Annotated in this window: 19 protein-coding genes and 1 riboswitch; of the genes, 6 read left to right on the forward strand and 13 right to left on the reverse strand. The window is 44.1% G+C overall.

Features of this window, described 5'->3' with window-relative positions; all coding sequences use genetic code 11:
• Positions 1 to 19: 19 nt before the first annotated feature.
• Positions 20 to 1492: a carboxypeptidase M32 gene (locus L4B77_RS11365; protein WP_429750515.1), complete on the reverse strand. Its 1473-nt coding sequence runs from the start codon at positions 1490 to 1492 to the stop codon at positions 20 to 22.
• 307 nt (positions 1493 to 1799) lie between these two features.
• Here L4B77_RS11365 and L4B77_RS11370 point away from each other — a divergent pair, with 307 nt between their 5' ends.
• On the forward strand, positions 1800 to 2435 hold the full coding sequence (locus tag L4B77_RS11370; protein ID WP_261839533.1) for a LysE family translocator: 636 nt from the start codon (positions 1800 to 1802) through the stop codon (positions 2433 to 2435).
• 100 nt (positions 2436 to 2535) lie between these two features.
• Here the strand turns inward: L4B77_RS11370 and L4B77_RS11375 are convergent, their stop codons facing one another.
• Positions 2536 to 3906: an alanine/glycine:cation symporter family protein gene (locus L4B77_RS11375; protein ID WP_261839534.1), complete on the reverse strand. Its 1371-nt coding sequence runs from the start codon at positions 3904 to 3906 to the stop codon at positions 2536 to 2538.
• A gap of 128 nt (positions 3907 to 4034) precedes the next feature.
• Positions 4035 to 4168: riboswitch (glycine riboswitch) on the reverse strand.
• Between the two features lie 584 nt (positions 4169 to 4752).
• Here L4B77_RS11375 and L4B77_RS11380 point away from each other — a divergent pair.
• On the forward strand, positions 4753 to 5487 hold the full coding sequence (locus L4B77_RS11380; RefSeq protein WP_429750518.1) for a chromosome partitioning protein ParA: 735 nt from the start codon (positions 4753 to 4755) through the stop codon (positions 5485 to 5487).
• Positions 5488 to 5885: 398 nt separating this feature from the next.
• On the opposite strand, the gene L4B77_RS11385 is transcribed toward L4B77_RS11380, so the two are convergent.
• The 6 genes from L4B77_RS11385 to L4B77_RS11410 form a co-directional block, all read right to left on the reverse strand.
• Positions 5886 to 7427 (reverse strand): alanine/glycine:cation symporter family protein, encoded by a 1542-nt coding sequence (locus tag L4B77_RS11385; RefSeq protein WP_261839536.1) that lies wholly within the window; start codon positions 7425 to 7427, stop codon positions 5886 to 5888.
• Positions 7428 to 7990: 563 nt separating this feature from the next.
• Complete coding sequence (locus tag L4B77_RS11390) at positions 7991 to 9181, reverse strand: ABC transporter permease (protein WP_429750521.1); 1191 nt, start codon at positions 9179 to 9181, stop codon at positions 7991 to 7993.
• Positions 9178 to 10386 carry an ABC transporter permease gene (locus L4B77_RS11395; protein WP_261839538.1) on the reverse strand — a complete coding sequence of 403 codons (1209 nt, stop codon included), beginning with the start codon at positions 10384 to 10386 and terminating at the stop codon, positions 9178 to 9180. Before L4B77_RS11395 ends, L4B77_RS11390 begins: the two co-directional genes overlap by 4 nt.
• 7 nt (positions 10387 to 10393) lie before the next feature.
• Positions 10394 to 11368, reverse strand: coding sequence for an HlyD family secretion protein (locus L4B77_RS11400; protein WP_429750523.1), 975 nt, complete (start codon positions 11366 to 11368; stop codon positions 10394 to 10396).
• A gap of 3 nt (positions 11369 to 11371) precedes the next feature.
• The gene (locus L4B77_RS11405) at positions 11372 to 12811 is read right to left on the reverse strand and encodes a TolC family protein (protein ID WP_429750525.1); all 1440 of its coding nucleotides are present in this window, start codon (positions 12809 to 12811) and stop codon (positions 11372 to 11374) included.
• Between the two features lie 217 nt (positions 12812 to 13028).
• Positions 13029 to 13256: a hypothetical protein gene (locus tag L4B77_RS11410; RefSeq protein ID WP_261839541.1), complete on the reverse strand. Its 228-nt coding sequence runs from the start codon at positions 13254 to 13256 to the stop codon at positions 13029 to 13031.
• A 1081-nt stretch (positions 13257 to 14337) separates the two neighbouring features.
• Here L4B77_RS11410 and zwf point away from each other — a divergent pair.
• Genes zwf through gnd form a run of 3 tightly spaced genes read left to right on the forward strand, consistent with a single transcriptional unit; the run spans position 14338 to position 18048 of the window.
• The gene (zwf, locus tag L4B77_RS11415; RefSeq protein ID WP_429750539.1) at positions 14338 to 15840 is read left to right on the forward strand and encodes a glucose-6-phosphate dehydrogenase; all 1503 of its coding nucleotides are present in this window, start codon (positions 14338 to 14340) and stop codon (positions 15838 to 15840) included.
• Positions 15837 to 16571 carry a 6-phosphogluconolactonase gene (pgl, locus tag L4B77_RS11420; RefSeq protein WP_429750541.1) on the forward strand — a complete coding sequence of 245 codons (735 nt, stop codon included), beginning with the start codon at positions 15837 to 15839 and terminating at the stop codon, positions 16569 to 16571. Before zwf ends, pgl begins: the two co-directional genes overlap by 4 nt.
• A gap of 28 nt (positions 16572 to 16599) precedes the next feature.
• Positions 16600 to 18048 (forward strand): decarboxylating NADP(+)-dependent phosphogluconate dehydrogenase, encoded by a 1449-nt coding sequence (gnd, locus tag L4B77_RS11425; protein ID WP_429750527.1) that lies wholly within the window; start codon positions 16600 to 16602, stop codon positions 18046 to 18048.
• 131 nt (positions 18049 to 18179) lie between these two features.
• Here the strand turns inward: gnd and L4B77_RS11430 are convergent, their stop codons facing one another.
• The gene (locus L4B77_RS11430; RefSeq protein WP_429750529.1) at positions 18180 to 19328 is read right to left on the reverse strand and encodes an HD-GYP domain-containing protein; all 1149 of its coding nucleotides are present in this window, start codon (positions 19326 to 19328) and stop codon (positions 18180 to 18182) included.
• 383 nt (positions 19329 to 19711) lie between these two features.
• On the opposite strand from L4B77_RS11430, the gene L4B77_RS11435 reads away from it, so the two are divergent.
• Complete coding sequence (locus L4B77_RS11435) at positions 19712 to 20125, forward strand: VF530 family protein (RefSeq protein ID WP_010438513.1); 414 nt, start codon at positions 19712 to 19714, stop codon at positions 20123 to 20125.
• Positions 20126 to 20230: 105 nt separating this feature from the next.
• On the opposite strand, the gene L4B77_RS11440 is transcribed toward L4B77_RS11435, so the two are convergent.
• The 4 genes from L4B77_RS11440 to L4B77_RS11455 form a co-directional block, all read right to left on the reverse strand.
• A complete protein-coding gene (locus L4B77_RS11440; RefSeq protein ID WP_261839544.1) occupies positions 20231 to 20422 on the reverse strand; it encodes a hypothetical protein in 192 nt (63 codons plus the stop codon).
• 426 nt (positions 20423 to 20848) lie between these two features.
• On the reverse strand, positions 20849 to 23428 hold the full coding sequence (locus tag L4B77_RS11445) for a bifunctional aconitate hydratase 2/2-methylisocitrate dehydratase (protein WP_429750533.1): 2580 nt from the start codon (positions 23426 to 23428) through the stop codon (positions 20849 to 20851).
• 30 nt (positions 23429 to 23458) lie between these two features.
• A complete protein-coding gene (locus L4B77_RS11450) occupies positions 23459 to 24769 on the reverse strand; it encodes a PTS transporter subunit IIC (RefSeq protein WP_429750535.1) in 1311 nt (436 codons plus the stop codon).
• A 196-nt stretch (positions 24770 to 24965) separates the two neighbouring features.
• On the reverse strand, positions 24966 to 25739 hold the full coding sequence (locus tag L4B77_RS11455; RefSeq protein ID WP_429750537.1) for a DUF5718 family protein: 774 nt from the start codon (positions 25737 to 25739) through the stop codon (positions 24966 to 24968).
• Between the last annotated feature and the right edge of the window lie 15 nt (positions 25740 to 25754).

Genomic DNA, 25754 nt, shown 5'->3' on the forward strand with positions numbered 1-25754 from the left:
CCGGTTACTCAGTGGCAAATCATAAATAACGGTTTCTTAGGTGGTCTTTGAAGTACTGAGCATTCAAGATTTCACCCGTTGCACCTTTCACCAAGTCATCAGTGGTCAGCAGGCTGCCTTTACTCCAAATATTCGACTCCAACCAAGTGAAGATAGGCGACAGATCACCGCTTTCAATCACAGCGTTCACATCCACCGTTTTCTTCATTGCCGCCATGAATTGCGCCGCGTACATTGCACCAAGTGTGTAGCTTGGAAAGTACCCAAAGCTCCCATCTGTCCAGTGAATATCTTGCATACAACCGTTAGTGAAATTGCCTTGAGTGCTTAAGCCAAGGTATGACTCCATCTTGGTATTCCATAATTCTGGAACGTCCGTGTGTTTGATCTTGCCGTTGATCAAGTCACGCTCAATCTCGTAACGTAAAATCACGTGTGCTGGGTAGGTCAGCTCATCGGCATCGACACGGATGAAGTCTTTCTTCACGCGCGTGTATATTTTCTGAAAATTGTCTTTCTCAAATTCAGATCCAGAGAATTGTTGCCCCGCGAGGTTTGCTAAGTGCCCGATGAACGGGTCGCTGCGACCAACTTGCATCTCAAAGAACAGAGATTGAGATTCATGGATACCCATAGAACGAGCTTGACCGGCTGGTTGGCCTGCTAGATGTTTTGGTAAGCCTTGCTCATAACGCGCATGCCCTGTTTCATGCACAATACCCATTAAGCTTTGAACGAACTCCGCTTCGTCGTATCGGGTTGTGATGCGTACGTCTGAAGGCACGCCGCCACAGAATGGGTGAACACTTTCATCTAGTCGGCCGTGTTCAAAATCGAACTGAAGTAACTTCATCACTTCTAAACCTAGTGCTTTCTGTTTCTCGGTCGAATAGATACCAGATGGTGCGTTAAATTGCTCACTCGATTGTTTTTCGATCACTTCGTCAATTAGGCTCGGCAGCCAGGTTTTAATGTCTGCAAACAAGATATCAAGCGAAGCAGAGTTGGTACCCGGTTCATAGATATCAAGCATGGCGTCATAAGGGGTTAGATTGGCCGCATCGGCGCGGATCTGCGCTTCTTCACGAGACAGTTCAACCACTTCACGCCAGTTCTTTTCGAATCCCACCCAATCGTTGTTACTACGTTGGCTACGCCACGCATGCTCACACTTTGAACCCGCTAGAGATTTCGCTTCAACCAGTTTTTCTGGAAGTAGGTTCGCTTGTTGCCATTGGCGTTTAATTTCACGTAGAGACGATTGTTGCTCGCCATTTAGCGCTTCGTTTTCAGCGTCTGCAATCCAATCGCCAAGCTGTGGCTGAGTCATTAATCCGTGAATATGAACCGAGAGTTCGGCCATGGCTTCGCTGCGTGCTTGATTACCCCCCGATGGCATCATTGAAGCTTGATCCCAACCACAAATAGCGGCTAGGTGCTGAAAGCGTGAACATTGTTGAGAATGTTCGACTAGTTTTTTGAATGCGCTCATTTGACGACTCTTGATTTGGTTTCGTTGAATGATCCATAAGGTTGTATCAGTTTAAGGAGCATCGAGATATTTTGTACGTTAAAGCAGAGGTTATTTGACTTTGCCTTATCGGTTATTCTTGCGAGCAGAACATATCGCCTAAACAGCGTAAGACAATGTTATGTCAGTCGTTTACTCGTTGTTAACCCGTATCAATGAACCATTGTGCACAAAATTCGTGAGTTGTATAGCAGATGACAATTGCTGCTTGCGAATTGATTCGATACACGGTATTGATGATAGATTATTGAATAAGAATGACGGTGATATGGATATTTTAAACTTTGAGGCATTTCTAATTGCCATCACTATTTTGACACTGACACCGGGTTTAGATACCGCCTTGGTGATTCGCAATACCAGCCGATCTGGCTTTGCTGACGGTTGTATGACGAGCTTTGGTATTTGCAGCGGCCTTTATGTACATGCCTTTTTCTCTGCTGTAGGTATTTCTGCGCTGCTTACTCAATCAGCTGAACTCTTTCAAGCTGTTAAAATGGTGGGGGCGGTTTATTTGATATGGCTTGGTTTAGGCAGTTTACGAGCGTTGATGAAAAATGGCGGGGGAATGAAGGTCGACGTACAAGTTCACCGAGCATACAGTGCTAAGCGTTCTCTGCGTGAAGGCTTTTTATCTAATGTGCTCAATCCAAAAACGGCGGTTTTCTATTTGGCCTTTTTACCTCAGTTTGTTAATCCAGAAGGTTCACCGTTAGTGCAGTCTATGCTGATGGCGTCGGTACACTTTGTGATTGCGATGGTGTGGCAATGTGGTTTGGCCGGCGCGCTTAACTCGGCGAAAAACTTGCTTAAGAACGCCAGTTTTATGAAATGGATGGAGGGCGTGACCGGTATGGTGCTGGTTGGTTTAGGTGTGACGCTGTTAATGGAAAAGCGGGTATAGAAAGCAAAGGCCATTAAGAGTTACGTTAGACATTTTATAGTGATTAAAAACGTAGAAAGCCCACGGTATTGTGGGCTTTTTGTTGTGTCTTGTATTTAGCTTACGCTTTGACCGCTTCGCTATGATTTGAAGAAGCTAAAGGTTTAAAGAATAGCTTGGTTTCTTCGATGACGACGTGGCGTAGTAAGATAAGCCCAATAAGGTTTGGAATGGCCATTAAGCCATTCACGATATCGGCTATTATCCAGATCACGTCGAGCTTTAAAAAGGCACCAGAAGCGACTAATGCAATGAAGATGATCTTGTAAGGTAATACCGCTTTGGTACCGAGCAAGAACACAACGCAGCGCTCACCATAATAGTTCCAACCTAAAATCGTTGTAAATGCAAAGAAGATTAGGCCGACCGAAACCAACATAGGGCCAAGGGTGTCAGCGTTCAAACCAACAGCGAATGCATGAGTAGTCATTGCTGCGCCAGAAAGGTCCGTTTGCCAAGCGCCCGTTAAGATTAGCGCTAAACCAGTCATCGTACAGATAATGATGGTATCGAAGAAAGTACCTGTCATCGAGATCAGGCCTTGTCTCACACAAGAATCAGTTTTGGCCGCTGCGGCTGCTATCGGCGCACTACCTAGGCCGGATTCGTTCGAGAATACGCCACGAGCGATACCAGATTGAATGGCAAGCATGATGCTAGCGCCAAAGAAACCACCTGTTGCAGCTGTGTTAGTAAACGCAGAGGTTACCACAAGAGTGAGAGCATTGAGTAATTGGTCTGCGTTCAAAACCAAAACACTTAAACATGTAATGATGTACAAGATGGCCATAGTGGGTACCACCTTTCCAGCCACTTTAGCGATAGATTGAATACCACCAATTGTCACCACCGCCACTAATATCGTGAGAACAACCGCTGACATTTCACGCGAGGCACCAAATGAGATTTGAGTTGCATCTAAGATCGCGTTGACTTGTGGGAAGGTGCCAATACCGAAGCAAGCAACTCCTAGCGCAAAGACGGCGAACATGACGGCTAAGATTCGAGAGCCAACGCCGTATTGCAGGTAATACATAGGGCCGCCAACCATTTCGCCATTACTATCGGTTCTGCGGTATTTAACAGCAAGTAGACATTCTGCGTATTTGGTCGCCATCCCAAATACAGCAGCAAGCCACATCCAGAATAGGGCGCCTGGGCCACCCATCTTGATTGCGGTCGCGACACCAACGATGTTACCAGTACCAATAGTCGCAGAGAGTGCTGTACACAAAGCGGCGAAACTCGATACGTCACCCGTACCAGATTTGTCTTTGCGGAACACCATTTTTAGTGCCGTTGGAAGGTGTCTAAATTGAAGTAAGCCTAAGCGAAAAGTAAAGTAGATACCTGTACCCACGAGCAAAATAAGCAGTGGGGGGCCCCAAACGAATTGGTTGATGGTTTGTAGTGTAGCTTGTAGGTGGTTCATAGATTCCCCTTAATAAATTAAAAATTTAAGGAGAAGAGGGAAGGCAGTGCCGATCGCAAGGATCGAGAGCACTACTTAATACATACGGATTTCTGGATAGAATTCTTTTGTTAATTAAGGCTGTTGCTTTCCACTCCTCTGTCCTTTTGCCTGAGAGTTTCACTTAGCGAATCACTTATAGATAAGTAACGGGCACTAAGCTTGCTCCTTCGGCGACCGATTTCTACAACTAAGTAGTACGGTTCTCTCCAGAGGTTCCTCCAACGACAGTCCTCACTTTTCTGGATTTCTCCAGCATAAAGCACCTGAAAGATTTACTTCTTCGGCGGGTCAATCTAACCAAATGTTAAAGTTTGGTTAAAAACCACTCTCCTGCAGTCTTCATCGGAACAATTACCCAAATAACTAGGTAATCTGCAAGCGTATCCTAGATCATATAAAATGTGATGTCAGCTATAAAATGTCTGTTTGCGTAAATCTTGTTCAACTAAATGATCAAACAACGAGTCTCTGACGTAACTTGTTTATTTAAATGGTATAAAATAAAGAAACAAGGAGGAGTTATGACTCGATTAATCGCGATTGTTTTTTTATTGGCTTTGGCATTTGTACTGTTTCGTTACCGGACAAACGAAAAATTGCAAAAATGGGTAGTGATAGTGATTGTGAGTAGTTTCCTTTTGTATACTGCCAGCCTGATGATTTTGGAGTTAACTCGTTAAATCTATAAGTAGATAGAATGAGTGAACCAAGCTTAAGCGTTTCTAACTTAAGCAATAGGTTAAACGTAGCTTCTAGAATTAGTGACCGTGTAACGTTAGATGAATTTTTTGGGGAGTACCCGCAGTGAACCAGCAATCTGAACAAAGTGAACAAGATGATGTGGTTGTTATTGAAGAACGTGATAAGCGCAGTCAGCTCTATATTGGTATTGCTGCGGTTATAGGTTTGGCGTTAGGCGGTTTAATCGGTTCTACAGTCACGGCTTCGAAGTGGGAGTCGACTTATCAGGTACTCGAAACACGGTATCAAGAGTTAAGTGACAGCAAAACACAATTGGTGTCATCAGTTGAAGCGAAAGTGGCGAATGTTGATACTGAAATTGATGGGAAAGTAGAAGCTGCATTATTGCAGCAAACAGAAAAGCATCAAAAAGAGCTCCAAGATCTCGCTAAACAGTCTGCGGTATTAGAGAAAGTGAACTTGTCGCTAGAGCAGCAACTCAATGAACAAAAGCAAACGTTAGAAAAAACCGATCAAGACAATAAGAAACTGAAACGTCAAGTTGACATGCAGTCCACATTGTTTGAGCGCTCACGTGAGCTTTTCCAAAAAGAATTCCAGATATCTCAAGAACTTGAAAAACTTAAAAAAGAAAGAGATGAGCTTGATAAAAAGCTGGGTTCATTGAAAACGGCGTGTGATGTTTTCTTAGATGGCACGTCATGGGATTCGAAATCTGACGCTTGTGAAAAGCAAGATAACGCAAACTCTCGACTGAGTGATATCAGGCAAATGATTGAGGTTCACAACATGGATCTCAAACAAATCAAAGCGCTTGAGGAAGAGATGGGTTTATGATCTGAGAGCCTTCCAACCTTAAGTTAGTGTGACCATCAACAGCCCAACGCCCACATTACACACGGTGATGTGGGCGTTTTGCGTTGTATCGGGATCGTAGGAGCGGTGCTTTTTATTATTTGGCTATTGGGGTCTTTTCATTGTTTACTTCGATATTTATGAATAGTTACGTATCACCATAACCATATGTTACTGGTGGTCGATTAAATGATTTCGCATACATTATTTAGGCATCGAAACGGTTAGCCATAATACTGGTGATTGAAGTAAAAAAATCCCCACAAGCATGGCCAGTAGGGATTTTAGATATGTTGCAGACTGTTCTCGCTTTCTCAAGCAAAGGGGATTTCAAAATTTTTAGAACAGTAAAGACTGTCAATCAGTGATTGATGAGACGCCTATTTCTCGTAAGTTTTGATTTCACCTGATTTAACACGAGCAACAAATGATTGCAGTTCTTTTTTCACCACAGGCATTAAGAAGTAAAGACCAAGAATGTTGAAGATAGACATTGCAAAGATAGCGGCATCAGAGAAGTCGATTACCGCGCCGAATTGAATCGTCGCACCGATAACAACAAACACACAGAACATCAGTTTGAAAATCAGTTCCGTTGTTTTGCCTTCACCAAATAGGTAAGTCCAAGCCTTAAGCCCATAGTATGACCAAGAGATCATGGTAGAAAATGCAAACATGATGACGGCGAGAGCGAGTGTGTATTTAAACACTTCTGCCGTTGCAGTAAAGGAGGCGGCAGTCAGCGTCACACCGGTTAAACCAGAACCATCGAACGGACCTACGTTTAAGCCAGCAATAGTGATAACCAGTGCGGTCATGGTACAAATGATCACCGTATCAACAAACGGTTCTAATAGTGATACGAGACCTTCGGTGATTGGCTCTTTTGTTTTAACCGCTGAGTGAGCGATTGCCGCTGAACCAACTCCCGCTTCGTTTGAGAATGTTGCACGTTTCAGACCTTGAATTAACGCACCAATAAACCCGCCAACAACCCCTTCACCAGTAAATGCACCGGTAAAGATTGCGTTGAATGCAGGACCAACTTGATCAAGGTTAGAACCGATCACAATAAGCGCCATACCGATATACAGAGCAGCCATCCAAGGAACCACTTTTTCCGTTACCGATGCTATCGAAGGCATACCACCAACAATCACCGAAAACACTAAGCTTGCGAGCACAAGTCCAGTGAGAACACCGTATTCACTAGGGACATCAAATGCGTAAGTTAACATGGCGTGTGCTTGGTTCGCTTGGAACATGTTACCGCCACCCAATGCGCCTAAAATACACATCAGTGCGAAACCAATCGCGAGCACTTTGCCCAGTCCACCTAAACCTCTTTCACCAAGCCCTTGGCTTAGGTAGTACATTGGACCGCCTGAAACCACACCGGAAGGTAGGATAGTTCGGTATTTTACACCTAAGGTACACTCACAGAACTTAGAAGCCATACCCAGAAGGCCACACAAGATCATCCAGAATGTCGCGCCAGGACCACCAATCGCAAGTGCAGCCCCCACACCGGCAATGTTACCAAGCCCGACCGTGCCAGAAAGTGCGGTTGTTAACGCTTGAAAGTGAGAAACTTCGCCATCTTCTTTCGAGTTAGGGTCGGTATACTTACCTTTGATAATGTCTATCGCCATGCCGACACGTTTAAATTGAACAAAGCCAAAATAAAGTGTGAAGATAATAGCAGCGAGCAAGAGCCAACCAACAATGATTGGGAAGTTTGCTTCGCCAATCGGTACACTCTTAAATATCAGCCCAACGAACCAACCTGTGTATTCGTTGAAAAATCCATCAACATTTTGACTTAAGTTACTGATAGATTGGTTAAATGATCCTTCTTCTGCAAATGCACTGGAACTAAACAATAATATAAACCCAAAAAATAATTCACGTATGTTTTTCATGGTTTTCCCTGTCTTTTTAATAAATTATGTTTGTTGCTGTTGTGTTTTTTTTCTCATTAATTTGTATATATCGGTGGTTTATCTACTTCATTTGACCGCAACATAAACGGCTGTAGCTAGGTCGAAAAACGAAACAAATATAACTACGGGTGTTGCTTTATATGGATATCCTTTTGGTATGTACGTCAATAAGGCTATGGCGCTCGGGCTAACAAATCCCACGGACAATCCTATAGATAAAAATAATGCCAACAAAGAAATTTTTACAATAATTTTACAATTGTTCGGGTTTTGTCATATTTGGGAATAAGCTGATGTCTTTTGAGTTGGAAAAGGCATATGCAGTTGTGGTTATAGAGGCGAGCCTAGGAGGGGAAGGGTGATGGGTTATCGGCAGGTTGCTGAGCTGAATATTCGATATGTTTTGGCGGAGTATAACCACATGAAGGCTGAGGATGTATTCAGCTTTGAGGATATCAAAAAAGCCCTTTATCAGAGCTTTTTTGATGATTTCAGCGTACGGAACGTCTAATACTTAGAACTTAGAACTTAGAACTTAGAACTTAGAACTTAGAACTAAGGGCGTGATGTTTGCTGCCATGACTATTGCCAACCGTTCCTTTCGTTGATTTTTGGTAGAGTTTAAGTGCCAATAACGCCCCCCAAAAAGCGACTTGCCCCCATAGCAATGTCCACTGAGAGGCCACATCTTGCCAAGACGCTCCCATCTGATTGAGCGCCAAAAAACCTTGAATTGCGGGTGTACTTGGAAACAGTTGTGATAACAAGATTAACCATTCAGGCATCATTTCAACGGGCCAGATAAAGCCAGATGAGAAAATGAGCGGCATCGAACTGATTAACACCACAACCGTAACTAACTCTCTTCTTGGTACTAGCTCACCGATACAAATCCCAATCAAGCAGCTCGATAATAAGAAGGGCAGCAGTAACGTTAAAATCTGTGTTGTTGAAGCGAGTAAATTAATCCCATACATCGAGAAGCTTGCGCCGAAGTAATACATGGATAAAAAATAATAGATGCCGACTAAGGTACAACAACGAGCTAGCATCAGTTTTGTGGGAGAGGTTTTACTCCAATAACCAAACGTTGATTGAGCGTTTTGTGTGGCGCCAACTAAACCTGATGCCATGGCTAGAGTTTGTTGCAGGATCAACACGAATACCGCAGGAACGACGTAATCGATGTAGCCCATGCGACTATTAAACGTTGGTTTCAGGTTCAAGCTGAATGCACTGTAGCCTTTCGCTGCCGACTCTAAAGGCACACCTTCGACTAACAAATGACTGACCTTAATTTGTGCTGCTAAGGTGCCACCTGCCTTGGCAAGCCCTTCAACGATGGTCCCGTAGACTAAGAAGTAAGAAGCATCACCAGCGTAAGAAAGTGTCGGACTTTTGCCTAGCAGCAAGTCTTTATAGAAATCTTTAGGGATGACGATGAATCCACCAATCTCTTGGTTAAGAACCGCTTGCTTGGCGTCCTCAATGGTTGAATCTCGACGTACCAAGTCGATCTGAGAGGTGGCATCTACCATTCGCTCTAACTGGTAGCTGCTTTTACTTTTGTCCAAGTTCACCACCGACGCTTTCAATTGTTTAGGCACTTGATTTGCGTAGGGCAGTGGGTATAAGAATGAATAGAAGAGCACGCCGCCAAACACCGTTAGAAGCACAACAGGATTGCGAAGAACCGCGAACAGTTCTTGTTTTAGCAGTTGAGTAAAGCTCACTGTTTGGCTCCTTGTGGTGTTGGTTGTTCAGGCTGTGGTAATCGTGCTAAGTGCTTCTTGATCAACAATATAACCATGAAAGCCGGAACGGCATACCACAACATAGAAGTGAGGCTGATGAGTGATTGTGCTGCACTTACACCATAGCTCGATTGCGCGGTCTGGACTTCGATATAGTGACTGACAGGTAATAAGCTTCGCCAAATCTGAGCGGCTGTGTTCATGTCTGATACCGGGAAGGTTATCCCCATAAACGCAAAACTTGGGGCGGTGAAGGCACCTGCAAAACTCATGGCTCTTGCTGGATCAAGCGTCAAGAAGAAAAACAAACACCCCATGATGATACAACTGATAACGGTGAATAGTTGGGCAACGGTTAATGCCATAAAACTCCCATTGAATGGCCAGTCGAGTAGGCGATAGAACCAGAAGCTAAACGCAATACCGAACATCAAAAATAGCGCAACATAAGGCGCTAATGTTGATACTAACGACTTCATTGGAGAGTTTGATAACCACGCTTTAAGCCCGCGAGCTCGAACGTTTGCAGTTAAAACCAATATTGTGCCAACGACGATCATGATCTGCCAGAGTGCTGGAATCACAGCAGATACCAAGAACTGCGCGTAACTGGTGTTCTTGTTAAACAGTGGTGTGATTTGGCTTTGTATGGTAACCGCTTGCCCTAATGCGGATTGGATCGTGGTATTACCGTGTGAAAGCTGTTTAATCACTTCAACTTGTGCATTGAACGTGCCTTGGGCGTGTAACAAGGCGGAGTTCACCAGTTTCCCGATCAGGATAAATTGGCTGTTGTAGAACACAGAGACTTGTGGATTTAAACCTAAGTAGATATCTCGGTCAAAGTGCTTAGGGATGACAACATAGCCATAGATATTACGCTCAATCATCGCCTTTGCGGCTTCACTTGCAGAGCTGTATCTCTGTGTCACTTGCAGCGTTGGTGACGCATCAACAAGGCGTGTGAACTGTTGTGAAATTTGACTGTGTTCAAGATCTACCACCGCAATCGGTAAATCGCGAGCGATGCCTTGTGAAAAAATCAGCCAAATACTCGCTGCAAGAAGTAAAGGGACCCAAGTTAAGCACGATAACAACCACTTGTCTTTGCGGACAATCGCCCATTGTCTGAGTAAGGCACTGGTTACGTTGCGGCGATCTTGTGTGTGAGAGTTAGTCGACATAACTCACCTAAAGCTCAACCACAAGGCTCATACCCATTCGTAATGTCTCGTCGGTATCAATAGGGCGAGCTTCTACTTCAAACGTGCGTAAATCAAAACCTTGAGCGGCATCTGTTGAACGCCAAGTGGCAAAATTACCCATTACAGCAATATGAGTCACTGCAAAGGTCAGCGATTTGTCTAGTGCAGGAAGGTAAGCCTCAAACTGAGTGCCTTTCTTGAAGTGTTTCAACATGTCTTCGCGAACATTGAGCACAGCCCACGCATCGTTGGTGTCAATAACAGTAACCACAGGGAATCCTTGTGGTGCGAGCTCACCGCTGCTTAATAGTACTTGAGAAACTTCACCATTAAACCAACTGTGGATCTGTGTGTCTTTTGCATAAGCTTCAACTTCCGCTACTGCGCCGGCTGCCATGCGTGCTTTTTGAGTCGCCGCCACTTTGGTTTCATCGCGAGCACCTTCTTGTGCTAATTGGTACATTTGGAAGGCGGCACTTTCTGTGTATTTCGCCGCTTGCCATTGTGTTTTGGCCTCGTCACGTTTCTGTTCTGCAACGACGCCATCGTTATAGAGGTTATTCACGCGTTGGTAGGTTTTATTCATTAGGTTGGCGGCAGCTTTGGCTTTTAACCATTGATCTTTAGCGGCTTGGATTTGCTGAGTACGAGCGCCATTCTCAGCTTGTTTTGCCAATGCTCCCGCGGCTTTTTGCCCCGCCTTTGCTTGTTCTAGTTTTGCATCAATTTCAGGGCTAAGAAGAGAGAAGATCAATTCGCCTTTTTCTACAGAATCTCCCTTACGTACAAATACTTGGTCTATTCGTCCGGGAACTTTTGAAGAGATAGTGTATTGCTGAGCGTCGATCTGGCCTTGTAATTTAATCGGTTGCGGCTGATATGCTTGGTAAAAACTGTAGCCGACCCAGCCAATAATGCCGATACCAACTAAAGATAGAAGAAGGGGCTTAATAGGTTTCATGGATTATCCTTTTGACTGGCTATCAGTGTCTGCTTTTGTATCGAAATCAGACGAAACGGAAGACGTTAAGTAACTTGAGTAAGCATTCATTTCGCTGGTGAGCGCTAAAAGCTTGTTGAGAGAGATTAGGTATTTGAACTGCGCAGCAGACTGTTGTGTTTTAATGCTCGCAAGGTAGAGTTCAGCATCAACCACTTCTAACGAGTTAGAAAGCCCTTGAGTGAATGCTTTTTTACGAAGCGATAGGTTCTCTTGGGCCAAAGAGAGACTCGAGTTAAGGCCTTGAACCTCTTCAATCGCTTGCTTGGCTTCAAGGTAAGTCTTTTGGACCAATAAAGTGAGATCTTGCTTCGCTTGCGACTTAAGGAACTTAACTTGTGAAACTGCACTATGAGCGGCGGCGACCTTGCCAGTACGGCCAGATGTATCAAGCAGCGGTATATTGACACCGATACCAACCAACCAATCGGGTTTCATTTGGCTGGCTAAAGAGTCATCTTCATAGAGGCTGTAATCACCGTAAAGGTACACCTCTGGGTAGTATTTTCCTTTCTCGGCTTTAATTAAGCTGCTGGCTTGTTTCTCTTTTGCATCAAGGATCTTAAGGCCGGGGTAGGTCATGAGGGTTTGATCAATGAACACATCCATATCGGGTAGGTTCTTGTTGATAAACAAATGTTCAGCAGGCTCAACACGTTGGCTTTGACCAAGTATTTGGGTCAAAGCGAGTTGAGCAATTTTAAGGTCATTCTCCGCTTTCCTGTGTTCGACAATGGCTTTATCGAGGGATGCTTCGGCTTGCAGGCGTTCTACTCGTGCGATTTGCCCTTGTTGTTCAAGCTTGATGGCAAAATCACGGTGCTGAGTTAAGCCTGTTTCAACCGCTTGACGTGTTTTCACGACGTCTTCCGCTAAAATCACGGAGAAGTAATATTTACTTAAGTCTTCGTAGCGAGCTTGCTTCTCCATCAGAAATTGGCTTTGCGCTTCTTCGCTTTTACCTTCTGCGGCATTTTGCGCAGCGCTAATGCGACCACCAGTAAAGATAGGCCACACCGCGCGAATGGAAGAGCTAAAGATATCTTGTTCGGTAATGGTCGAGGTCACACCGCCAAGTAAGCCTGCAAATGCTGGTGGTATTGGAAATAGCAGTCCACTCAGGCTGTCACTAAACTGTTCACCATTGATGGTCACATCATCATCAAGGTGCGTGTAGTTTGCCCCTAAAGTGATCGAAGGGAGGTTAAGGCTATTTGTTGATTTCTGAAGGTGTTGATAACGTTCAACATTGGCTTGTTGAGCTGCAAGTGAGTTGTTGTTTTTTTGTAATATTTGCCACGCTTCAGAAAAAGTGATCGGGGCTGCATAGCCTGGCGAACTCATGACGCTGAGAAGCATGCTGGTGAGCGCAAAGTGTCGGAATTTTGGTTTGATCATCTGCATTAAATACCAATTAGAGTATTAACTCTAATGTTAACAGGGCAACAGTCATTTGTCTTGATTAGATTGTCTCACACTTGGAGGAAGTCTCATAACTCGTTAATCAAGTGTAAATAAGAGTGAGTGATGCGGCTTCAAAGACAAATGAAACTTAAAAAGCACGCAGAAGCGTGCTCTATAAGTTCAGTATAGAAATGTTTTACAAAATGAATCAAGAGGCTTACTTAAAGCTAGGACAATGGTGATCGGCGCGCCACACCAATTGTCTTGAACCTTGCATCGTTTGTAATAAATCTCTTCCTGACATTTGTGGAAATGCTAGCAATACCTTGAGATCAAGAGGGGAGGTGCCTTCTCTCTCATAAGCTCTTACGTGAGTAAAAGTCGAGTGTAAGTGGTTGAACAGCATCGTCTTAGTAAGACAAATTCCAAAGTTATCGCGTTTCATTGTCTGGTTTCCTTTTCAACAATGTTGATACGTTATGTTTTTTATCCTGTTTCTATTGGACGTCGCTACTGATCGACATTTATTACCCATCAATATTCTATTATTGGGTACAGCCTTGATCAGGCGCCTCTGAGTTGTCAGCTAGCCTATTTTGTAAATTAGGGATGTGTCATGAGGTTGGATAGTAAACCTGTTTATTCAACATTCGTCGCGGCTAGCGTGCAACTTTTAGGTATCGAAGCGTCCAGTGAGTAAAATTGTGTTTCTTTTTTGTTAATTTAAATTTCTATTTAAAGCGCAGTCTGAAAATCATGACTTCTGGCTTTACAGTAAGAAATTTCTTCATATGCAACCATTATAATTGTATTTATTTTAAACAATCTAAAAACACCTAAAACCTGAGTGATCTAGCTCAATATTTACTCGTTTATTTTGGTTTTTTAAGTTAACTCGTTCTAAAAGTGAACGGTTGATTTGTCTGAACAGCGTATAAGAGTCATCAATTAGCCATTTGCTCAATTATTTAGTTGAGTCACAGTCACAAATTCGCGTACCAAGAAAACCCCTGCAGTTAACTTGCTGTTAACATTGTTCGTCTAGCATGAGGGGCGATGGATTCTAATAATGTGCTCTATGTTCTATCTGAAGAAACTCAGTAAATTTCGTAACAGTAAGACGCGATTTGGAGTGGTTGATGACAACGGGTGAATTAGCGGGTTTCATTTTCGGTATCCTTTCTCTCTGTTCACTCCATCGACCAGATGCCATTCTATTTTTATGACGAAGCTTACCAGTGCTTGTTTCGTACCCCCTCTGACTTTTTTAACTTTACAATGGCTATAATTTGTTCGCAGCAAGTTAATATTTAATCGATTGCTTCTACATAGGTTGATGTAAATCAAATAGTCATAGACAATACGGTCCTGAATAGAGGTGATAGTTTTCACCCTCGTTTACCAAACGCATTCTCAAATTTAATAGGCGCTTACTATTGATGTAATAGTTAAGACCTATTATCTATTTTCGTATGTCGCTGATACCTTTGGCGAATACTAAAAACCTTGTTTTTATAGGAAAGATGATGGTAATACCTGAAAACAGCAGCATCGTTATTTTTGGTGCGTCGGGAGATCTAACTTACCGCAAGTTAATTCCTGCTCTATACCACTTGTATGCTAGCAATCAACTACCAGAATCCTTTGCGATTCTTGGAGTGAGCCGTACTGAGTACAGCGATGAGTCTTACCGTGAGAAGCTGAAGAAGTCTCTTCTGGAAATGGAAAAAACTGAACCTGAGACGCTGAATGCATTCATTGAACATCTGCATTACCAAGCGATCAACACTTCAGATGTAGACGACTATGCTCGTTTAGCACAACGTCTAGACAAGCTTGAGCAAGACTACCAATTCGAAAACCATAACACTCTGTTCTACTTGGCAACCCCGCCAAGCCTATACGGTGTGATTCCAGCAAACCTTGCTGCGCATGGCCTTAACGATGAATCGAACGGCTGGCGTCGTCTGATCATCGAGAAGCCATTTGGTTACGACTTAGCATCAGCTCAAGCGTTGGATGAAGAGATCCATCATCACTTCCAAGAACACCAGATCTACCGTATCGACCATTACCTTGGTAAAGAGACGGTTCAAAACCTTCTAGTGCTTCGTTTCTCAAACGCGATGTTTGAACCACTGTGGAACCGTAACTTCATTGATTACGTTGAAATCACAGGTGCTGAGTTCCTTGGCGTTGAAGAGCGTGGCGGATACTACGACGGTTCTGGCGCAGTTCGCGACATGTTCCAAAACCACCTGCTACAAGTGTTAGCAATGGTGGGTATGGAGCCGCCTGCACAAATTAACGCGGATTCTATTCGTGATGAAGTGGTTAAAGTGCTTCAGTGTCTGAAACCATTAGAAGAAGATGATCTACGTAAAGACTTAGTATTAGGTCAGTACACAGCATCAGATGTTCGTGGTCAGCACCTACTCGGTTACCGTGAAGAGCATGGTGTAGCGGATGATTCTCGTACCGAGACTTACATCGGCTTGAAAGCGCACATCAATAACTGGCGTTGGAATGGTGTTCCTTTCTACGTACGTACGGGTAAACGCTTACCAACACGTGTGACTGAAATCGTGATTCACTTTAAGAACACACCACACCCAGTATTTGGTCAAGATGCACCAGAGAACAAGCTGATTATCCGTATCCAACCAGATGAAGGTATTCAGATGAGCTTTGGTTTGAAAGAGCCAGGCGCAGGCTTCAAAGCAAAAGAAGTGAAAATGAACTTCTCTTACTCTGATTTGCCTGAAACTCAGATGCTGACGGCTTATGAGCGTCTTCTTCTTGATGCACTGAACGGTGATGCAACGCTGTTTGCACGTACCGATGCGGTAGAAGCCTGTTGGAAGTACGTTCAACCAATCTTAGACGTCAAGCAAGATCCTCAAGCACTGTTTGGCTATGCTTGTGGTACTTGGGGCCCACAGGAAGCGGATGAACTTCTGCAACGTGATGGCCGCGCATGGCGTTTCCCATGCAAAAACTTAACAGATACGGATTACTGCGAACTATGATCAATCACAAGATCTTTGCAACGCCTGAACTGGTTGTTGAAAACCTAGCAAATGAAATGAAAGCATACAGCGAGCAGGGCAAACCTGTTCACATTTCACTGTCTGGTGGCAGCACGCCAAAAATGCTTTTCAAGCTTTTAGCACAGGCGCCTTACGCCGAAGGTATTCAATGGAATAACCTTCACTTCTGGTGGGGCGACGAACGTTGCGTTGCACCAGACGACGCTGAAAGTAACTTCGGTGAAGCGAATGCATTCTTATTTTCGAAACTAAAAGAGTTTACTCAAGTAAACCTTCCTGCTGAAAACATCCACCGCATCCGTGGTGAAGATGAACCAAAAGCAGAAGCAGAGCGTTTCGCAAAAGAGATGGCAGACGTAATCCCAACAGAAAACGGCACGCCTGTATTCGATTGGATTCTGCTTGGTGTTGGCGCAGACGGCCACACAGCTTCACTATTCCCGGGTGCAACCAACTACCAAGATGAGAACCTATCGGTATTAGCTTCTCACCCTGAGTCTCGTCAAATCCGTGTTTCTAAAACAGCGAAAGTTTTAGAAGCAGCAAAACGAATCAGCTACCTAGTACTGGGTGCAGGTAAAGTTGAGATCGTTAAAGAAATTCATACAACTCCTGCTTCAGAACTGCCTTACCCGGCAGCGAAAATCCAGTCTCAAACTGGCGAAACAGAGTGGTTCCTAGATTCAAATGCAGCAAGTGCTATCGCATAAGTGCGAATAGCCGCAAGGAGATAAAATAATGAAAGGTGATATCGGTGTAATTGGCCTAGCAGTAATGGGTCAAAACCTTATCCTAAATATGAACGACCACGGCTTCAAAGTTGTGGCTCATAACCGTACTGCTGCTAAAGTAGACGAGTTCCTAGAAGGCCCAGCTAAAGGGACTAACATTGTTGGTGCTTACTCTCTAGAAGATCTGGTTGAGAAACTAGAAGCGCCACGTAAAGTGATGCTTATGGTTCGTGCTGGTGACGTTGTAGACACGTTCATCGAAAACCTAATCCCGCTTCTAGACGAAGGCGACATCATCATTGATGGAGGTAACACTAACTACCCAGACACTAACCGTCGTGTAGCGCATTGTCGTGAGAAAGGCATCCACTTCATCGGTACTGGTGTATCTGGTGGTGAAGAAGGTGCTCGTTTCGGTCCTTCAATCATGCCAGGCGGGGCGGCTGAAGCTTGGGAAGCGGTTAAGCCAATCTTCCAAGGTATCTCTGCAAAAACTGACGCGGGTGAGCCTTGTTGTGACTGGGTTGGTAACGACGGTGCTGGTCACTTCGTTAAGATGGTACACAACGGTATCGAATACGGTGACATGCAGCTTATCACTGAAGCATACCAGTTCATGAAAGATGGCCTAGGTATGTCTGCTGACGAGATGCAAGCGGTATTCGCTGACTGGAACAAGACTGAGCTAGACAGCTACCTAGTTGAAATCACGGCTGACATCCTTGGCTACAAAGATGAAGACGGCGAAGCGCTCGTTGAGAAGATCCTAGACACGGCAGGACAAAAAGGTACGGGTAAGTGGACGGGTATCAACGCACTAGACCTAGGTATCCCACTGACTCTAATCTCTGAGTCTGTATTCTCTCGTTGCCTGTCTGCTCTTAAAGACCAACGTGTTGAAGCTGAAGCTTTGTTTGAGAAGATAATCACTCCAGTTGAAGGTGACAAGCAAGAGTGGGTTGATGCACTACGTCAAGCTCTACTGGCTTCTAAGATCATCTCTTACGCTCAAGGTTTCATGCTAATGCGTGAAGCGTCGAACGAAAACGGCTGGGACCTAAACTACGGTAACGTAGCGCTAATGTGGCGTGGTGGTTGTATCATCCGCAGCGCATTCCTAGGCAACATCCGTGATGCGTACGAAGCAAACCCAGACATCGCGTTCCTAGGTTCTGACGAGTACTTCAAAAACATCCTACAAGGCAGCCTAGTGGCATGGCGTAAAGTAGCAGCGAAATCTCTAGAGTCTGGTATCCCAATGCCATGTACGATTTCTGCGCTATCTTTCCTAGACGGTTACACAACTGCACGTCTACCCGCGAACCTGCTTCAAGCTCAGCGTGACTACTTCGGTGCTCACACTTACGAGCGTACAGACCGTCCACGTGGTGAATTCTTCCACACAAACTGGACGGGTACAGGCGGCGACACAGCGTCTACTACTTACGACGTGTAATCGTTAGTTAGAATCCGTTGAGAGCACATTTGTTCTTTCAGCTATAAACTCGAAAACAAAAGGATGCCGATTGGCATCCTTTTTTGTTAGCTCTGCAAGAGAGTGATGTAAATCAAATTTAATACAACCCGTTACGCGAATGCAGCTTGTGGACTTTGTACATCTCGGTACTGCTCTCGTATCGACATGAAGTCATCTAGGTTTTGTTTTAACGCCTCGACACATTCTGGGTCGAACATCGAACCGTTGTGCGTTTCAATGTATCTCATCACCTCATCAGGTGACCAGGCTCGTTTGTACACTCGCTTACTGATTAGAGCATCGAACACATCAGCCAGCGTTACGATTCGTGCTTCTAGCGGTATTTCAGTTTTGCTTAAACCATCGGGCAGCCCTTTACCATCAAAACGTTCGTGGTGATGACGCACGATATTCTTAATGAATTGTGCTTCCTCACAACACAGTGAGTTGTCGTGAAATAGGGAGAGTACATCGTTGATCATCTCTTCACCATATAAAGTGTGATTGTTCATGATGGCTCGCTCTTCTGCAGTGAAGCGACCTGTGCTGAACAAAATCTTGTCTGGAATTCGGTACTTTCCTATGTCATGAAAAGGTGCGTATAAGCGAATCCGATGGATGAATTGAGGGGAGATTTCATTGTTGCTGTGAGACATCGTCCGGGCCAGTTGCTCGCTGTATTTACCCATACGAATCAAGTGCTCTTTGGTTTCAGGGTCACGTGCATGACCAATGTTCAGCGCTATGGTTAATGAACATTGAAAGTGACGCTGTCGTTCGATTAATTGAATAAATAGGGTTGAAACCAGCTGAGCTAAGTAAGCAATATCACATAAAACCAATTGATTAGAAAAGAATTCGGTAGACGATGCATTGATAAAAACAAACCCAAAATTCTTATTTTGGTAGTGGATAGGTGCTGTATAACTGCTCTTGTGACCAAGTTCCAACAAGCCCAATATTGGTTTTGTTGGTGGTAGTGAATTAAGGTCATTCACAATTCGATTTTCTAAAGATTCTGCGATTCGAGATAACGAGCATGTAGCTTTAAGGTTTTGTTCTGTATAGGTATTTTTTATTTTATCGGAAAGGGTATCCGCAACGAAATAATTTGAAACTTTACTCTCATGGCAGAGTACGACCGAAAGTCGAGATAGGCTGGGGTGATACTCACAAGCGAGTCGGAAAAGATCATCTACGATGTCAATAATGTCTTTATCTTGAGCGGCGACTCTATTGAGTTGAGAATGGTCAAACATCTTGTATCCTTTATTTTTATTATTGTTTGCTCGTGTTATTTTTTTGTGTCGGTATCAATTGAAAAGTAGCATAGCGTACTGATAAAATGGAAATGTCATCACTAGGTAAATAGTTATTTAATAACACAATTATCACTTTTGTGAACGTTACCTTCTTTCGTTGAATAAACTGAAGAATCGACTGGCTAAAAGGGCAAGATTTCATGACCATTTTGCAATTAAATGAAAAGATAAATAGGATAACTCACATGCTTTATGCCATCATAAAGGCATAAATAAGGGCAATGGATGAAATGCCCAAGTGATTGAGCTAGAAATGGTCAGTGATGATGGTGTTCTAGAGTAAATTCAAGGCCTTTAGTTGCCTTGAAAAAGGTAATGTTATGACTGAAGAAGAAAGAATCGAACTACAACAAAATAACCCGCTACACGGCTTAAAGCTTGAAACCATGATCACTGAATTAGTGGATCATTATGGTTGGGAAATTTTAGATGCGGCAATGCGTATGAACTGCTTTAACACTAAACCTACAGTGGCCAGTGCAGTTAAATACCTGAAGAAAACCGAATGGGCTCGTGAGAAGGTTGAAAACTTCTACCTTTACCGTTTCAAGCGCATGCCTAAAGCATCGGACATTGAATACCAGATGCCGCCGCGTTCACGTACATTCCGCCACGGGCTAGAGCCACGTGAGCCAATGGAATTAACGGTTGAGTCTATCCACGCTTCTCAAGCTAAAGCGGCATCTGCATTCAAAGAGCGCCGCGGCGGCAACGGTCGAAACTTTCGTCGTTAAAAAATAATGGCGTCGCATAATTAATACGCCTAATTAGACAAGCGAAAAACACAAAAGGAGCCTATGAGCTCCTTTTTTAATTTGTTCGATTTAAGCTGTAAATGGCTAAGCTTCGCGGTTGTTTCTTTGATTCTTCCAAAGATCGGTGAGATAAACGATCGCACTGACCAGTAAGAATAGCGCTGACACAGAAAACAGAGCGGGCATTTTTAGGATCCACGCGAACGTGGCAGCAAGAAAAGCGACAAAGCAAATGAGTCGACTTGATGACATGACATGACCGAGTTTAGTGTTCATAACGCCTCCTAATGAAGTCTCATTTTCGACAGGAGAATTATCCCATCTTTGGCCAAGTAAAGACTAAAAAACAGTCTAAATTGTTATCAAATTTGCTAATTGAAGGACTCGTCTCACATATTTTGGTCTGGCTGTTTTATAAGCAATAAAATAGCGAAATAGGTATGAGTGAGGGTGTCGTCTTTTTGCTTTATCTTTCCTGTTGCAAGCCTTGTTACACCGAATGTCTAGTGAACATAAAACCTAGTTGGTATAGAAAAAGTAAGCGGTTAATCTGCCCCAATGATCGTCTGCGACCCTATCGGTCAAATGACTTGTAAACCAGGTGTATCCATATATGACGGATGGTGTGGGACATAGGAACAAGGGCGATAGAACCTGAAGGGTTATTTACTGCTCCCCGCCTTCGCGGGGAGGGTGGGGCTCTTAATCTACGTTTTTCACATCAATGCTTGGTGTATATTCATGCATTGAGTCAAACTGTAGGTATTGATATAGGTCGTTGCTGAGTGACTCTTTAGTAAACTCAAAGTACTCTTCCACGGTTGGGAAGCGGCCCATAATTGATACCACGGTCGCTAACTCTGCCGATGCAAGGTATACATTTGCACCTTGACCAAGGCGGTTAGGGAAGTTTCGGGTTGAAGTCGATACTGCGGTGCAGCCAGTTGCAACACGTGCTTGGTTACCCATGCATAGTGAGCAGCCAGGGATTTCAATCTGTGCCCCTGCGCGAGCATAGCTTGATTTTATACCTTCTTCAGTTAGCTTACGGTCGTCCATTTTGGTTGGTGGAGCAAGCCATAATTTTGCTTTAGTTCGCTCGCTGGCAAATTTATCTAAGATAGCCGAGCTGGCGCGGAAGTGACCGATATTGGTCATGCACGAGCCGATAAAGGCTTCATCTACGTCGGTACCCGCAACATCGCTTAGTCGTGCGGCTTTGTCGGGGTCGTTTGGACAACATACTACTGGTTCAGTGATTTCGGCTAAATCGATTTCAATAACTTCAGCATATTGTGCGTCTGCATCCGCTTGTAGTAGAGATGGTTTTGCTAACCATGCTTGAATGTCTTGTACACGTCCCGCTAGCGTTTCCGCATGACCATAGCCTTCACGGATCATCCACTCCAGCATTGCCACATTAGATTTCGCGTGAGTGATTACCTTCTCGATGTTTAGCTTGATAGTACAAGCTGCGGCTGAACGCTCGGCACTGGCATCGGTTAGTTCAAAGGCTTGGTCAACGGTTAGGTGATCCAATCCTTCAATTTCAATGATGCGGCCATTAAATACGTTTTTCTTGTTTGACGAATCGGTATTGAGTAGGCCAAGTTCAATGGCTTTTAGTGGAATCGAATGCACAAGATCGCGCAGTGTAATACCTGGCTGCATTTTACCTTTAAAGCGTACTAATACTGATTCAGGCATAGTCAAAGGCATAGTGCCGGTTGCTGCCGCGTAGGCGACAAGACCAGAGCCTGCTGGGAACGAAATGCCTACTGGGAATCGAGTATGAGAGTCGCCACCTGTACCAACGGTATCCGGTACTAACATACGGTTTAACCAAGAGTGAATTACACCGTCGCCCGGACGAAGTGCTACGCCGCGGCGGCTTTCAAAAAACTCCGGCAGGTTTTGGTGTAGTGCGACATCCACAGGTTTTGGATATGCAGCGGTATGACAGAAGGACTGCATAACTAGCGGTGCAGAGAATGACAGACATGCCAGATCTTTTATCTCATCGCGAGTCATACCGCCTGTAGTATCTTGCGAGCCTACCGTTGTGGTTTTGGGTTCACAGAATTGGTCAGGAAGAACGCCTTCAACACCACATGCTTTACCTACCATTTTTTGCGCTAGGGTATAGCCATGGCTAGGTGCTGTCGCTGTTTCATCAAGGAAGATCTCTAATTGAGGTTTACCCAAATATTCACGCGCGGTCTGAGTAATACGGCGTCCGATAAGGTAAGGAATTCGGCCGCCCGCCCGAACCTCGTTGAGCAGGCCATACTTAAGGGTGAACTCAGAAATTACCTGATTATCGGCGTTTTCTATCTTGCCTGCATGGGGGTGAATTATGATGGTTTCACCGTGTTGAATCTTGCTTACGTCACACTGAATCGGTAGTGCGCCAGAGTCTTCTAGGGTTGCGAAGAAAATCGGAGCAATGTTGTTAGCGAGAACTACGCCCCCGGTGCGCTTGTTCGGAACAAATGGAATGTCTTCACCGAAGTGCCAGATAAGCGAGTTTGCTGCTGATTTACGGCTAGAACCTGTACCTACAACATCACCGACAAAAGCAATCGGTCGTGGTTGGGATTTAGCTTGATTGATTTGTGTAATGCAACCAACTACACCATCTTCATCAGGGTGAATCCCCTTGCGCGCATTCTTGTACATAGCTTGAGCATGCAATGGGATGTCTGGTCGGGTAAAGGCATCTTGAGCCGGTGACAAGTCATCGGTATTGGTTTCTCCATCAACTCTAAATACGCTCATTTCGATGGTATCGGCTATCGCTGGACGCGCTTGAAACCATTCTGCCTCAGCCCAAGACTCAATGACTTGTTGTGCCAATATATTGCCCATGCTGGCAAGCTTAGCAACCTTGGTAAACTCGTCATAGATCATTACTATGTGCTTAAGCGCCTTAGCAGCAAAGTTTGCGATTGCGTCAAGCTCTAGAGCTTGAATAAGGTAGCCAACATTGTAACCACCTTGCATGGTGCCGAGCAGGTCTATTGCTTTTTCTGAGGTTAGAAGAGGGCTGTTGCTCTCTCCAGTCGCGAACTTCCACAGATATTCCGCTTTGACGCGAGCTGCGTCATCAACACCACATGGGGTCATATGGGTAATGAGTTCAAGCAAGTGTTTGTCTTGTTGCTTAGTATTACCTTGCGCTAAAGCTTGCAAGAAATGTTCAACTTCAGAAACGGTCAAGCTAGGGGCTGCCGCTCCAAGCGCTTTACGCTGTGCGATTTTTTCTAAATATCCTTGATACATGGATAACCTCAAATAATATAAAACTGTGGATTAGCTAAATAGCGATAGAACTAGGTGTAGACCTTCACCAAGAATTGAGAAGTCTGTAGTTGAGTAAGTCGTTGGAGCTGTAACACCTGCATCATGAATAGGCTGGAATACGATGCCAGAGCCGATGATAGAGATGAAACCACATGCCAATGAGCCCAAGACACAACCGCGTACACCACCGGTAGCGTTACCGATAATGCCTGCGCCACCACCACTTGCGAAAGTGAAGAGTAGTGAAGGAACAATCACTGGTAGACCAAATAGAGGCAAAGAAACCATCGCCACAAACCCTGCCATGGTGCAGCAGATAAAGCCTACAAATACCGCGTTCTTCGAGTATGGGAATAAGCTGTAGATTTCAACAGCAGGAACCCCATTCTTGATTAGCTTGTCTGAAATCCCTTTAAATGCAGGGATTAACTCTTCAACGAACATATGTACACCTTTGGTTAGCGTGAATACACCACCTGCGAAGTAACCCGACTGCTTTAGAAGGAAAAGAAATACGTTTTCGTGACCGTGTTTAGCGCTAGCGTTGGCGAGGATCTGTACGTTGTCAAAACCTGCTACCGCACTCGATATAAGGAAGAACGCTAGCATTACGATGAAGTTTGACGTGTTTTTGTCTGCTAGGAAGCTGATAGCGGTTGGCATTGTCATCTGCTCGATATCATTTTCCTTGTTACCAAATTTGTCGCCAAGAAAGCCCGCAAGCATATAGCTGGTTGAGCCAAATTGACCGATTGAGAAGTCACCATTGGCACGAAGTGGATCACAATCTTTGATTTTGCGACAGTAGCCAACCAATAGAGATGGACTGATAACACACCATGCCCCGGTAATTACTGCACCGATTATCGCAGATTGAGTAATACTAAAGCCGTGTAATATTGAAATAAGCGCAAGACAAGAGACCATAAAGAATACGTGGTGACCGGAAAGTACAACGTATTTCAATGGGGTAAGGCGTGCAAAAATTAGGTTTAATGCCATTGCACCGATAAGACCAAAGGCGATGGCTGAGCCGAATTCACGACCAAGTTGTACAATCGCTTCAACGATGATGACTTCGTTGTTTGGTACGATACCTTCCACATGGAAAGCCATCATGAAGATCTTAGAGAACTCTTTTAAAGAAGGAGAGATCATCAATTTTGCCGCGGCAAATAACAGGATGAAACCGATGAAGGTTTTGGTTACCGAAACGATAGTATCGTTGGCACTTTTCCCCTGAATTAGGCAGCCAACCAGTGTGAATAAAGATACGAGGATAGAGGCATCTTTAAGTAGTTCAATTATTGTATCGAGCATGTTTCTGTCCGTTTGATTAAAGTTGGGTTAATTTAATCTCTATATCAAAGTTAAAGTTTGATTAGAGTAGGGTATATACCAGCCTTTAATGTTGATAATGAATTTTATGAATTTAATCCGCTTTTTATTTATTACATGATTGAAAAAAATCCGGCTCTCACCGGCAAAGAGGGAAAATTCAAAAAAGGGTAAAAAGTTAAACGACTTGTTGTGTGTATGAAATGACGAAATCATCATTAACAAGTGCATTTGATTTAATCTTGTCGCTAATAATATCTACAGATGTTTGTTTGCTATTAATTAGAGCGATAGAGATTTCATCATTTGGTTCGATGAAGTTCGTTTCGCCCCAAGTGGTATAGTTTGGGGCGCCGCAGAATACGACGATTTCTTCCGGGTAACCGGCAGCTTCAAGTTGAGGAAGGATTTCACGAAGAATACCTTCTGATTGCTGGTTGTTTACTGTCTCTGTTAGCCAATCGCACATCTCTGTGTAAAAGATTTTTAGCTCAGATGGATCCGCAATTGGGGTGTAATCTAGATACTCCCCGTCACGCTTGATGATAGAGATAAGCTTGTACTCAGCGGTGAATTTTTCGAGCTTGCTGATCTGCCACCAGTGTGTTGCTAAGCCTTTAGATGCCTCTCCCCACGTCTTACGCTCGGCAATCTTCTGTGCGCCTTCAAGCTTACGAATGGTCATGTCGTTACCCACAGTTATAGCGTTTGGTGTGAACTTGGCAACTTTGTTATCTGCATACTCAACCTCGAATTTTACTACGAATTCTGGCTCAGATTGGATGTTAGTACCGTGTGGTGGGAAGGCGATTTTCTCACCAGTAGAAATAGTGCGCTCGGTTAGGCCGTTAACAACAAACACACCATTTGGAAGGTTTGATTCGGCTACTTTTTCAGCACCAGAAAGGTGTCCTGAAAAGTTGCCAATAATACCTAAGCTAAAACATTTCATAATTATATCCTAAAC

Origin of the sequence: Vibrio minamisatsumaniensis (assembly GCF_050337445.1) — a bacterium.
Lineage (GTDB): Bacteria > Pseudomonadota > Gammaproteobacteria > Enterobacterales > Vibrionaceae > Vibrio > Vibrio artabrorum.